At 60.1% G+C, this 12476-nt stretch carries 12 protein-coding genes; 5 read left to right on the forward strand and 7 right to left on the reverse strand.

Features of this window, described 5'->3' with window-relative positions; translation table 11 throughout:
- Nucleotides 1–17: 17 nt before the first annotated feature.
- The 3 genes from ACI2KA_RS13800 to ACI2KA_RS13810 all read right to left on the reverse strand — a co-directional run bounded on the left by ACI2KA_RS13800 (nucleotide 18) and on the right by ACI2KA_RS13810 (nucleotide 4367).
- A complete protein-coding gene (locus ACI2KA_RS13800; RefSeq protein WP_404502882.1) occupies nucleotides 18–344 on the reverse strand; it encodes an RcnB family protein in 327 nt (108 codons plus the stop codon).
- A gap of 389 nt (nucleotides 345–733) precedes the next feature.
- Complete coding sequence (gene mgrA, locus ACI2KA_RS13805; protein WP_404502884.1) at nucleotides 734–1765, reverse strand: L-glyceraldehyde 3-phosphate reductase; 1032 nt, start codon at nucleotides 1763–1765, stop codon at nucleotides 734–736.
- 103 nt (nucleotides 1766–1868) lie between these two features.
- Nucleotides 1869–4367, reverse strand: coding sequence for a glycosyl hydrolase 2 galactose-binding domain-containing protein (locus ACI2KA_RS13810; protein ID WP_404502886.1), 2499 nt, complete (start codon nucleotides 4365–4367; stop codon nucleotides 1869–1871).
- Nucleotides 4368–4856: 489 nt separating this feature from the next.
- On the opposite strand from ACI2KA_RS13810, the gene ACI2KA_RS13815 reads away from it, so the two are divergent.
- A complete protein-coding gene (locus tag ACI2KA_RS13815; protein WP_404502888.1) occupies nucleotides 4857–5909 on the forward strand; it encodes a LacI family transcriptional regulator in 1053 nt (350 codons plus the stop codon).
- A 21-nt stretch (nucleotides 5910–5930) separates the two neighbouring features.
- Here the strand turns inward: ACI2KA_RS13815 and znuA are convergent, their stop codons facing one another.
- Nucleotides 5931–6902, reverse strand: a complete 972-nt coding sequence (gene znuA / locus ACI2KA_RS13820) for a zinc ABC transporter substrate-binding protein ZnuA (protein WP_404502890.1) — start codon at nucleotides 6900–6902, stop codon at nucleotides 5931–5933.
- A gap of 104 nt (nucleotides 6903–7006) precedes the next feature.
- On the opposite strand from znuA, the gene znuC reads away from it, so the two are divergent.
- From znuC to zur, 3 genes are read left to right on the forward strand one after another with little or no spacing between them, the layout of a single operon-like run.
- Nucleotides 7007–7957: a zinc ABC transporter ATP-binding protein ZnuC gene (znuC, locus tag ACI2KA_RS13825; RefSeq protein ID WP_404502892.1), complete on the forward strand. Its 951-nt coding sequence runs from the start codon at nucleotides 7007–7009 to the stop codon at nucleotides 7955–7957.
- Nucleotides 7884–8768, forward strand: a complete 885-nt coding sequence (gene znuB / locus ACI2KA_RS13830) for a zinc ABC transporter permease subunit ZnuB (RefSeq protein ID WP_404503002.1) — start codon at nucleotides 7884–7886, stop codon at nucleotides 8766–8768. Before znuC ends, znuB begins: the two co-directional genes overlap by 74 nt.
- A complete protein-coding gene (gene zur / locus ACI2KA_RS13835) occupies nucleotides 8765–9178 on the forward strand; it encodes a zinc uptake transcriptional repressor Zur (RefSeq protein WP_065115613.1) in 414 nt (137 codons plus the stop codon). Before znuB ends, zur begins: the two co-directional genes overlap by 4 nt.
- Nucleotides 9179–9214: 36 nt before the next feature.
- On the opposite strand, the gene ACI2KA_RS13840 is transcribed toward zur, so the two are convergent.
- The gene (locus ACI2KA_RS13840; RefSeq protein ID WP_404502894.1) at nucleotides 9215–9748 is read right to left on the reverse strand and encodes a gamma carbonic anhydrase family protein; all 534 of its coding nucleotides are present in this window, start codon (nucleotides 9746–9748) and stop codon (nucleotides 9215–9217) included.
- A 35-nt stretch (nucleotides 9749–9783) separates the two neighbouring features.
- The gene (locus ACI2KA_RS13845; RefSeq protein WP_404502896.1) at nucleotides 9784–10473 is read right to left on the reverse strand and encodes a fumarylacetoacetate hydrolase family protein; all 690 of its coding nucleotides are present in this window, start codon (nucleotides 10471–10473) and stop codon (nucleotides 9784–9786) included.
- 139 nt (nucleotides 10474–10612) lie between these two features.
- Between ACI2KA_RS13845 and dusA the strand changes: the two genes are divergently transcribed.
- Nucleotides 10613–11623 carry a tRNA dihydrouridine(20/20a) synthase DusA gene (gene dusA, locus ACI2KA_RS13850; RefSeq protein ID WP_404502898.1) on the forward strand — a complete coding sequence of 337 codons (1011 nt, stop codon included), beginning with the start codon at nucleotides 10613–10615 and terminating at the stop codon, nucleotides 11621–11623.
- 6 nt (nucleotides 11624–11629) lie between these two features.
- Here the strand turns inward: dusA and ACI2KA_RS13855 are convergent, their stop codons facing one another.
- Entirely contained in the window at nucleotides 11630–12430 is an 801-nt protein-coding gene (locus ACI2KA_RS13855) for a DUF72 domain-containing protein (RefSeq protein WP_404502900.1), read from the reverse strand.
- Between the last annotated feature and the right edge of the window lie 46 nt (nucleotides 12431–12476).

Below are 12476 nucleotides of genomic sequence, written 5' to 3' on the forward strand. Positions count from 1 at the left end.
TTCCATCGATGCCTGGATTAGCGGGCGGCGGCGAGGCCGACGATCAGGCCGCTGACGGCGTTGATGAGCAGGAACTGGTTGTCGACACGCACCCAGCGCTGGTCGCGGCGCGGTTCCGCGAGGTGGTAACGGCGATAATCGCGACGGTCGACGACGTGGCGGCGTTCGCCCGCAGACAGGCGCTGGCCGCGATCCCAGCGGTGTTTCTTGACGATGACCTTCTTGGTCGTGACCTGACGCTCGACGGTGACGCCGCGATGGCGGTCGTCATGGCGGCTTTGCGCCTGCGCCATCGGCGCTGCAAGAACGGTGGCGGCCAGGAGAATGGTGACGAACTTTTTCATGGAAGTTTCCTCTCGTGTTTCGATGAGAAGAACTTACGAATAAACGAATGAACGGAAACTGAATTTAAAATTACATTTATGTAATGGTTATTAACGGTTAGGGACGGGAGTTAATCTTTCTCTCTAGTCGGTGGCAAAAGGATTTCCTGTGTCGGAGTCTCCCTCGACCCTCATTCCTGTGCTTGTCACAGGAATCCAGCCGACGCGCGTCTGCGCGGCGGAAAGACTTTTTCAGCCCAAAGACTTGGGCTGGCTGGATCCCTGTGACAAGCACAGGGATGAGGAAGAGTACATCACGCGAAGGCAAGTTTCGTAAGAGCCCCATCCGTGATTTTTGTGTCGCGGACCATCATCTTTTATTTGGAGATTTCGGCACGCCTTTTCATGCATCAGACGCGTTCGGCGGATTTTGCCCAGAGGTTGATATCCGCTTCCCTGGCGTAACGGTCGATTTCCGCAAGCTCTTCGGCGGTGAAATCCGGCTTTTCGAGCGCCTTCACGCAATCCTCGACCTGTTCGACACGGCTTGCGCCGATCAGCGCCGAAGTGATGCGGCCGCCACGCAAAACCCAGGCGATCGCCATCTGCGCCAGCGTCTGGCCGCGCCGCTCGGCAATGCTGTTGAGGGAGCGGATGTTTTCGACATTGCGCTCGTTGAGGAAGGCCGGGTTCAGCGACTTGCTCTGCGATGCACGGCTGCCCTGCGGCACGCCGCCGAGATATTTCGTCGTCAGCATGCCCTGCGCCAGCGGCGAGAAGACGATGGAGCCGATGCCCAGCTCTTCCAGCGTATCGACGAGACCGTCTTCCTCGATCCAGCGGTTGATCATCGAATAGCTCGGCTGATGGATGATGCAGGGCGTGCCGAGATCCTTCAGGATCGCGGCAGCCTCACGGGTGCGCTTCGAGTTGTAGGACGAGATGCCGACATAAAGCGCCTTGCCCGAACGCACGATCTGGTCCAGCGCGCCGCAGGTTTCCTGGAGCGGCGTGTTGGGGTCGAAACGGTGGGAATAGAAGATATCGACGTAATCCAGCCCCATGCGCTTCAGGCTCTGGTCGCAGGAGGCGATCAGATATTTGCGGCTGCCCCATTCGCCATAGGGGCCGGGCCACATGTTGTAACCGGCCTTGGAGGAAATGATCATCTCGTCCCGATAGCCGGCAAAATCCGTCCTCAGGATTTCACCGAAGGCGGTTTCGGCGCTGCCGGGCGGCGGGCCGTAATTATTGGCGAGATCGAAATGGGTGATTCCGAGGTCGAAGGCGCGGCGGCAAATGGCCTGTTTCGTCTGGTGCGGCGTGTCGTTGCCGAAATTGTGCCAGAGCCCCAGCGAAATTGCCGGCAGCTTCAGGCCGGTCTTGCCGCAATGATTGTATGTCATGGATGCGTATCGGTTTTCGGCCGGTTGCCAAACCATGGGTCTTCCTCCACTTGCTGATGACTGGCTGCCGAAGAACCCGGCAGCCCTTGGAAACGATGAAAACAGGCGCAGGCGCACCTGTCATTCCCGAGAGGGATGGTTATGCCTTTCTCCCCATGGTTTCAATGCCGGGATTGGGCGGGGATTGGCAGGTATGAAGATCGAAGATGCGGAAATGCGGCTGGGGGCCATCCGTCTTCGGAGTGAAGATGATGCGGCGGGTTTCGCCGGCGGCAAGATCGAAGAGGTTATCGGAATACCGTCCCGGCTGATCTGCCTCCAGCATGACGAAGAGCGCGAGACCGGTTGCCGTGACATCGATTTCGAACTGGCCGTTTTTCAGCGGACCGACGGACAATTCCAGCCCGGCGGGCTGAAGCTCCAGTGATTTGTAAGTGTCGCGCACATGGTGGCCTTCGCCAGTCATGCCGTTGGAAGCGATGAAATTCCAGGCGAGGATGGCGCCATCGGGCAGGCTGTCCATGTCGATATCGGTCAGCATTGCGGCCTTGTCCGTTGTGCATGTGCCGTTTGCGGATTTCAGCGGCACGCGGTTGCCGTCGGTCGTCAGCGCAACGATGTTCATGTCGATTTCCACATCCTCCGCCGTATCGTTGACCATGGAAAAGCTCACCCGGCCTCCATCTGCGGAAGGAATGGCCGACACCGTGACGGGCTGGAAAAAGCGGCGGGCGGCATAATGCAGCGCTTTCCAGCCGCCGCCATAATCGAGGCTCGACCATGAGGCGACGGGCCAGGTGTCGTTCAGCTGCCAATAAAGCGTGCCCATGCAATGGGGTTTCAGCGAGCGCCAGTAATCCACGGCCGTGCGGATCGCCAGCGCCTGCTGAACCTGGCTCAGATAGACGAAATTCTCGAAATCCTTTGGGAAGCGGAAATAGCGAAACATGGTGCCGGCGATCCGCTCATTGCCGCCGACATTCTTCTGGTGCAGCTCGATGACCGGGGAGGCGATGTTCATGTCCTTGTCGTCGGCATAGGTGCGGATGACGGGCATCGACGTGTAGGACTGGAAACCGAATTCGGAGCAGAAGCGCGGTTTGACGGATCGGTAATTGTCGAACGACTTGTTCTCGTGCCAGACGGACCAGTAATGCATGTCGCCGGAACCATCCGCGTGCCATGCATCGCCATAATCGAGATAACCCGAGGCCGGGCTCGATGGCCACCACAGCGCTTCGGGGGCGGCTTTTTTCAGGGCTCTTTCGATGGTGCGGTTCAGGCGGTCGTAAGCCACGAGATAACGGTCGCGATTGTTGCGGGATTCGTCGAACCAGGTCAGCGCGCCGACCAGTTCGTTGTCGCCGCACCAGAGCGCGATGGAGGCATGTGAGGACAGGCGCTTCACCTGATAATCGACCTCGTGTTCGACATTGTCGAGAAAGTCCTCGCTGCAGGGATAGAGATTGCAGGCGAACATGAAATCCTGCCAGACCAGCAGGCCGAGACGGTCGCAGAGATCGTAGAACCAGTCTTCCTCGTAAAATCCGCCGCCCCAGACGCGGATCATGTTCATGTTGGCCTCGACCGCGGAGCAGAGGAGATCTTCGGTCTTCTCCCGGCTGGTCAGCGAATAAAGCGCGTCGGCGGGAATCCAGTTCGCGCCGCGGCAGAAGATTTCGCGGCCGTTGATGCGGAAGGCGAAACGGCTGCCGGCTTCATCCCTGTCGGTCAGAAGTTCGATCGTCCTGAAGCCGATCTGGCGGGTGGCGGTCTCGTCCGGCAGCTCCACCGTCAGCCTGTAGAGCGTCTGTTCGCCGCTTCCGGCCGGCCACCAGAGGTCCGGATTTTCCACGAAGAAGACGTGGCGCACCACCGTCTCGCCGGCGCCGACGCCGCAATCGAGTCTCAGCCTTTCGTCATTCAGTGACAGATAGACCGGCAGGCTTGCCGGCCCCTCGGCAAACAGCGTGACGGCCACATGCAGCTCGACGCCGCCTTCGACATGGTACTGCGATGTCACGACGTGTTCGATACGGGCCGTGTCGAGCCGCTTCAGCAGGATTTTGCCGTATAGGCCAAGCGGCGCGATGGCGATGTTCCAGTCCCAGCCGAAATGGCATTGCGGCTTGCGCAGCATGTTGCCGTTGGCGATCGGCGAGTTACCCTCGTGATAGGGAATGTAAAAAGGCTGTCGCGCCTGTCGCTGCGCACCGGCAGCGATGTTGGAATGGAAATGGATGCGGATGGTATTTTCACCGGGCCGCGCGGCGCGGGAAATATCGGGACGGTAACGGCGGAAGCAATTATCGGCACTCAGGACAGGGACATCGTTGACGAAGACGATGGCGACGGTATCGAGGTAGTCGATATCGAGATACCAGCTGGCATCGGCTTCATCGAGGATGAATGTGCGCTCGATGATCCAGTCCTGCTGCGCCACCCATTGCACCGCGTTTTCATTGGCGCCGTGATAGGGATCGGGAATGAGGCCGGCTTCCTTGAGCGCGGAATGAATATCGCCCGGTACGGCCAGTTCGGTCGCATGCTCTCCTTCCGCCGATGTCAGGCGCCAAGGCCCGGCCAGATCGATGGTGGTTTCGGGCGTGGAGGAAGAGATCATTGTCGGACCCTGCATATGATGAATTCAAAGAAGACGGCCCGGCATCATAATGCGGGCTTGTGTCTGAATCTGGGGAAACGGATGCCCGCGAAACGGCTTATGCCCGTTCGTTTGGCATCATGGCCTCCTCCTTCCGGCAACGTTACCGTAAAACAAACCTGCCGTCATGCCTTTGAGTGTCGTTCAGCGGCATGAAAAATGACGGAAGATGCAGCTTGATGCCGGCAAGGCAGGGCGATTGCATATTTTTTTAAATTTTATCATTTTTATTATATAGTTAATTCAGTGTTCTAATCTGAATTATCAGTATTTTTTTGACGCTGGTATCGGCGACCGGGTGGCCGCAGGCCGGTCTCGCAGGCGGAAATATTTTCCAGTCCTATATCGTTATAGCTGCTTTGGCGGTTTGCCGGGCAGGAACGGCTGTAGGCCGGGTTACCTTTGCCTTTGCAACAGCGCAAAAGCTATCTATGATTATCGTTCGGTAAAGCGTGGCGAAATGACATGAACGATACTGGCAAATCCGGCGGGGGCGACATACCTGCGACGACGGGCGAGCGCCCGACCCTGAAAACCATCGCTTACATGACGGGTCTTGGCATCACCACCGTCTCGCGCGCGTTGAAGGATGCGCCCGATATCGGCGCCGAGACCAAGGAGCGCGTGCGGCTGATCGCCCGGCAGATCGGTTATCAGCCGAACCGCGCCGGCGTGCGGCTTCGCACCGGCAAGACCAATGTCATCGCGCTGGTGCTGAGCGTCGATGAAGAATTGATGGGTTTTACCAGCCAGATGGTGTTCGGTATCACCGAGGTTCTCTCCACCACCCAATATCACCTGGTCGTCACGCCCCATATCCACGCCAAGGATTCCATGGTGCCGATCCGCTATATTCTCGAGACCGGCTCGGCGGATGGGGTCATTATCTCGAAGATCGAGCCGAACGATCCGCGCGTGCGCTTCATGACGGAGCGCAACATGCCGTTTGTCACCCATGGGCGTTCGGATATGGGCATCGACCACGCCTTTCACGATTTCGACAATGAGGCCTACGCCTATGAGGCAGTCGAGCGGCTGGCGCAATGCGGGCGCAAAAGGATCGCCATCATCGTGCCGCCGTCGCGGTTTTCGTTTCATGACCATGCCCGCAAGGGCTTCAACCGCGGGATCAGGGATTTCGGCCTTGCGGAATTTCCGCTGGATGCCATAACCATCGAAACGCCGCTGGAAAAAATCCGCGATTTCGGCCAGAGACTGATGCAATCGGATGATCGACCCGACGGCATCGTGTCGATCAGCGGCAGCAGCACCATCGCGCTGGTGGCGGGTTTTGAAGCCGCGGGCGTGAAGATCGGCGAGGATATCGATATCGTCTCGAAACAGTCGGCCGAATTCCTGAACTGGATCAAGCCGCAGATCCATACCGTCAACGAGGATATCAAGCTGGCGGGCAGGGAGCTCGCGAAAGCCCTTCTGGCGCGCATCAACGGCGCGCCGCCGGAAACCCTGCAGAGCGTCAGCGGCCCGGTCTGGTCTTCCATGGCGCCGAAGCCGTAAGGAGCCCGGCGCCGTTCCGGATCAGGACAGGCAATCCTTCAGCGAGCCGGCGATGCCGCGCATCAGCTTGAAATAAAGGTCGGGACCGGGCTCCAGCGTGGCCGCTTCCGGATCAAGCGTCGCCGATTTCGCCGCCGTCCCTTCGGTGATGACGGAGATCAGTTTCGGCTCGAATTGCGGCTCGGCGAAGACGCAGGTTGCGCCCAGCTGGCGAACCTTTTCCTGCATCTGCTTGACACGATCAGCGCCGGGCAGGGTTTCGGGACTGACGGTGATCGACCCCGCCGTCTTCACGCCATAACGATGTTCGAAATATTGATAGGCATCGTGGAAGACGATGAAGGGCTTGTCCTTGACCGGCTCGACCGTTGCAGCCAGTTCCGTGTCGAGTGCATCGAGATCGTCGATCAGTTTTTTGGTGTTGGCCTGATAGGTCGCGGCATTGCCGGCATCGGCCGCAATCAGTGCGGTTTCGATGGTCTGGGCCATGGCCTTGGCATTGGCCGGATCGAGCCAGAGATGTGTGTCATAGGCGCCATGCTCGTGCTCGCCGTGGTCATGGCCATGGTCGTGTGCCGCCTCGCCATCTGCGTGGTCCTCATGGCCCTCCTCGCCATGGTCATGCGCCTCGAAGGGACCGCCTTCGCGGAAGGGCAGCTTTTCCAGTCCCTTGGCGTCTTCCAGTTCCACGACGGTCGCCTTGCTGGCCAGCGCCTCCAGCGGCTTTTCCAGGAAGGCTTCCAGCCCCGGCCCGACCCAGAACACCAGGTCGGCCTTTTCCAGCCTGCGCGCATTGGAGGGCCGCAGATTATAGGTGTGGGGGGAGGCGGAGCCCTCGACGATGAGCTGCGGTTCACCCACGCCGCGCATGATTGCCGAGACGAGGGAGTGGACGGGCTTGATCGAGACCACGACATCGGGTGCGGCTGTGGCGCCCGAAGCGGCGGCCGCTATTGCCACCGACGCCATGAGCGGGATCAGGATCGATTTCATGAAATGCACTCCACTTGAAGAAGTATAGTTATGTTATTACATTTATTGCGTAACTCTATAACGTATGCAATAGCGGTAAGCAACATCGCTGAACGGACAATCCCATGCTTCATTCCGCCCAGAGGGGCAACGAGATACTGGTTTCCCTTGCCAATGCCGGCGTGCAGCGCAACGGTCGCTGGCTGGTGCGCGGCGTGGAATTTTCCGTCAGCAAAGGCGAGATCGTCACCTTGATCGGCCCGAACGGTTCGGGCAAATCCACCAGCGCGAAAATGGCGATCGGCGTGATGAAGCCGACCGAGGGCGAGGTGTCGCGCATTGTCGGTCTGCGCGTCGGTTATGTTCCGCAGAAGCTTTCGGTGGACTGGACCATGCCGCTTTCGGTGCGCCGGCTGATGACGTTGACCGGGCCGCTGGCCGCACGCGAGATCGATGCCGCGCTGAATGCGACCGGCATCGCCCATCTGGCCAATGCGGAAGTGCAGCACCTGTCCGGCGGCGAGTTCCAGCGTGCGCTTCTGGCCCGTGCCATCGCCCGAAAGCCTGATCTGCTGGTGCTTGACGAGCCCGTGCAGGGGGTGGATTTCTCCGGCGAGATCGCGCTGTATGATTTGATAAAAAATATCAGAAATTCAAATAATTGCGGCATTCTGTTAATCTCGCATGACCTGCATGTGGTGATGGCGGAAACCGATACCGTGATCTGCCTGAACGGCCACGTCTGCTGCCGGGGAACGCCGCAGGCGGTAAGCCAGAGCCCGGAATATATGCGGCTGTTCGGCGGTACTGCCGCCAGGGCGCTTGCCGTCTACAGCCACCATCACGACCACACTCATCTGCCCGATGGCCGGGTGCAGCATGCCGACGGTTCGGTGACCGATCATTGCCACCCTGACGATGGCCACCATCACGCCCATGATCATGACCGCCATCATGATGACCATGGCGACTGCGGTTGCGGTCATGAACATGAACATGAACATGACCATGAACATGAACATGAACATGGGGACCATGCGCCCTCGAAGCATGCGCAGGGAGACCGGCATGTTTGACGATTTCTTCGTTCGCGCCATGGTCGCCGGAATTGGCGTTGCCCTGACCGCCGGGCCTCTCGGCTGTTTCGTCGTCTGGCGACGCATGGCCTATTTCGGGGATACGATGGCCCATTCGGCGCTGCTCGGTGTCGCACTCTCGCTGCTGTTGCAGCTCAACCTCATCGTCAGCGTCTTTCTGGTGGCGTCCGCCGTTTCGATCCTGCTGATTTTCCTGCAGCGCCGACAGGCGCTGTCCTCCGACGCGCTGCTGGGCATCCTGTCCCACTCGGCGCTGGCGATCGGCCTTGTCATCGTCGCCTTCATGAGCTGGGTGCGGATCGACCTCGTTTCGTTCCTGTTCGGCGATATTCTTGCCGTCACCCGCAGCGATATCGCGCTGATCTGGGGCGGCGGGCTGGTGGTCATCGTCTCCATGGTCTTCCTGTGGCGGTCGCTGCTCGCTTCCACCGTCAATACCGAACTGGCCGAAGCCGAGGGGTTGAACCCGGAGCGGGCGAAGCTCATCTTCACGCTGCTGATGGCGCTGGTGATTGCCATCGCCATGAAGGTGGTCGGCATCATGCTCATCACCTCGCTGCTGATCATACCGGCCGCGACCGCCAGACGCTTTTCCGCCACGCCGGAGGTGATGGCGGTGGTCGCGTCGCTGATCGGTGCGGTTGCCGTTGTCGGCGGCCTGTTCGGCTCTCTGACCTATGATACGCCGTCCGGCCCCTCCATCGTGGTTGCCGCGGTGATCCTGTTCGTTATAAGCCTGTTGCCGGCGCCGGGTTTTTCCCGCTCCGCGGATGAAGGAGGCAAGTCATGAATGCGCAGACCCAGCAGAACCTTACCAAGAACCAGTCGCTGGTCATGAACGCCCTGTCAAACGCGCATCAGCCGCTCAGCGCCTATATGATTCTCGATAAGCTGCGAGATGACGGGTTCCGCGCACCGCTGCAGGTTTACCGGGCGCTGGAAAAGCTGGTGGAATTCGGTCTCGTGCACCGGCTGGAAAGCCTCAACGCCTTCGTGGCCTGCACACATACGCAGGCCGAATGCTGCTCGCACCACCATGGAACCGTGGCATTCGCCATCTGCGAATCCTGCGGGCAGGTCACCGAGTTCCATGATCACGAAATCGACCATCGCCTCGAGCGCTGGGTGAAGGACAGCAAGTTCAAGGCGGAAAAGACCACCATCGAGATCCGCGGTCTCTGCGCAAACTGCGCGTCATAACATCATGGTGAGGGCGGGCATCATCGCCCGCCGTTCTCAGCCCTCGATGATCGCCAGGTCTTTCGAAAAACGCTTCCAGTTGTCGATGTATTTTTCGGCCGAGTGGCGAAGGCCGGCGACGGCTTCGTCATCCAGCGTCCTGATCGCCCGCGCCGGCGATCCGACGATCAGCGAATTGTCCGGAAATTCCTTGCCTTCCGTCACCAGCGCATTGGCGCCGACGAGGCAGTTGCGGCCGATCTTGGCGCCATTCAGGATCGTCGCGCCCATGCCGACAAGCGAATTGTCGCCGATGCTGCAGCCATGCACGATGGCGTGGTGGCCGATGGTGCACATTTCGCCGATGGTCGCGGCAAAGCCGGGATCGCTGTGCACCATTGCGCCCTCCTGGATATTGGTGCCGCGCCCGACGCTGATCGGTTCGTTATCGCCGCGCAATGTCGCGCCGAACCAGATGCCGACATCCTCACCGAGCGTGACCGAACCGATGACATTGGCATCGGGGGCGAGCCAGTAACGATCCGCTGATGGGGTTTGCGGCACCCGGTCGGCGAGGCGGTAAAGCGGCATTCGGTTTCTCCTTCTGGATTATCCGCCGGCAGCGATCAGGCGACCGTCACCGACAGCGTGCCGACACCGTCGACGCCGCAGTCGATGCGATCGCCGCGCACGATCGGACCGACGCCGGCCGGCGTGCCGGTCATGATCACGTCGCCGGCGGCAAGCGTGAAGAGCTTGGAAAGCTCGGCAATCACTTCCGGCACCTTCCAGATCATCTGTGCGAGATCGCCCGTCTGCTTGCGTTCACCATTGACATCAAGCCAGATCGCGCCCGTCGCCGGGTGGCCGATTTTATCGGCGGGAACGATGGCGGAGACCGGTGCGGAATATTCAAACGCCTTGGCGCCCTCCCAGGAGCGGCCCATCTTCTTCAGCCCGTCCTGCAGGTCGCGGCGGGTCATGTCGATGCCGACGGCGTAACCCCAGACGTGGCTCAGGGCCTCGGCCGCCGGAATATCCGCGCCGCCGCTTTTCAGGACCACGACGCATTCGACTTCGTAATGCACGTTCGAGGACAACGGCGGGTAGGGGAAATCAGCGCCGGCGGGCAGCAGATTGTCCGGGTTCTTCTGGAAATAGAAGGGCGGCTCGCGCGAGGGATCGTGGCCCATCTCGATGGCGTGATCGGCATAGTTACGGCCGACGCAATAGACCCGCCGCACGGGGAACATGTCGTCCGTGCCCTCAACGGGCAGGAGAACGGGTTTCGGGGCGGGAATGACGGTAGCGGCCATGGGAGTTTCCTGTCGTCTCTTTTAAGGTGCAATTCTTGTCCCGCGATTCCGGGGCGATTTCCAGTTCAAAATGACCTTGCCTGCAAAACTGGCTTTTTACAGCCCTTTGCTGTAGAAGCCGGCGCAAAGAGGTTTATCCATGTACAGACAAGCGCTTGCCAGCGGCGAAAAAATCTTCGCCGTGGCCCCGATGATCGATTGGACCGACACGAGGTGCAGGTTTCTGCACCGGCAATTGTCGAAGCGCGCTTTGCTTTATACCGAAATGATTGTTGCCGACGCCATCATCCATGGTCAGCGTGACAGGCTGCTCGGTTACCACCCGCAGGAACATCCCGTTGCGCTGCAGCTTGGCGGATCGGATCCGGCCAAGCTTGCCGAGGCGGTGCGGATTGCCGGCGATTACGGGTATGACGAAATCAACCTCAATGTCGGCTGTCCTTCGGACCGGGTGCAATCCGGCACTTTCGGCGCCTGCCTGATGCGCGAGCCGGATGTCGTGGCGCAGTGTGTCTCTGCGATGAAGGCGGTTGCTGCCGTGCCGGTCACGGTCAAATGCCGGATCGGCGTCGACGATCAGGAGCCGGAAGCCGTGTTGCCGGATTTTCTGGCGCGTGTCGTTGCGGCCGGCGCGGATGCTGTCTGGATCCATGCGCGAAAAGCCTGGCTGCAGGGGCTCTCGCCCAAGGAAAACCGCGAGGTGCCGCCGCTCGATTATGCGCTTGTCTATCGCATGAAGCGGGACAATCCGGACGTCTTCATCGGCATCAATGGCGGCATCGCCGATCTCGATCAGGCTTGCGGCCACCTGCAGCATATGGACGGCGTGATGCTCGGCCGCGCCGCCTATCACAACACCTGCATTCTTGCCGATGTCGATCATCGCATCCATGGCGACGAGGCACGGCCGCATGACTGGATGGGGTTGCGCGACGCCATGATGGCCTATGCCGGCGACTATATTGCCGCGGGCGGGCGTCTCAACCACGTCACCCGCCACATGGTCGGTCTGTTTCAGGGCATGCCGGGTGCGCGCCGTTTCCGGCAAATCCTCTCCAGCGACGCCACCCGGCCAGGGGCGGGGCCGAAGGTGATCGAGGCGGCTTTCGCGGCGATCGATTTCAACCCGACGCAGGAACTGGCGGGCTGAGACACCTCAGACCGCTTTTTGCAGCTCCTGTGCACCGACGGGCGCATTGACCTTGCCGCCGGTGATGAAAAAGGCGAAGACGTCGCGCGGGGTCTTTTCGACCTTTCGCCCGGGTGCGATCAGCGGCAGATCGTCAGACACGCCGCCCGCCGCATAGGTCTTGACCCGCTTTGCCCAGTCGCTGATCCCGGATTGCGGATAACAGGTCTTGATATCGTCCTCGCCCTTCTGCAGGCGGCAATAGACGAAATCGGCGGTCACATCCGGCAGCATCGGATAATCGTGATGATCGGCGCAGACGACCGCGACCTTGTGTTTGGCGAGGAGATCGATGAATTCCGGCACCTGGAATGTCTCGTTGCGCACCTCGACCACATGCCGCAGGGAGATGCCGTCCTGTTTTTCCGGCAGCAGCGCCAGAAAGGCGCCGAAATCATCCGCATCGAATTTCTTCGTCGGCGCGAATTGCCAGAGGATCGGGCCGAGATGGGAGCCAAGTTCCGTCAGACCCTGCGTCAGGAACTTCGTCATCGATTCGCCGGCCTCGGCCAGAACCCTGCGATTAGTGACGAAGCGGCTCGCCTTCAGCGAGAAGATGAAATCCTCGGGCACTTCGGAGGCCCATTTGGCGAAGGTTTCCGGCTTCTGGCTGCTGTAATAGGTGCCGTTTACCTCGATTGCCGTCAATTGTCGGCTGGCATGTTCAAGTTGCCGTTTCTTCGGCAGCTTTTCCGGATAAAACGTGCCCTCCCACGGCTCGAAGGTCCAGCCGCCGATACCGGTGCGGATCGTGCCTGATGTCGACATATGCTGTTTCTCCCAATTCGCGCTGTTTTCCAACACGCCGCGCCAC

Source organism: Agrobacterium sp. NPDC089420 (genome assembly GCF_044900305.1).
Lineage (GTDB): Bacteria > Pseudomonadota > Alphaproteobacteria > Rhizobiales > Rhizobiaceae > Agrobacterium.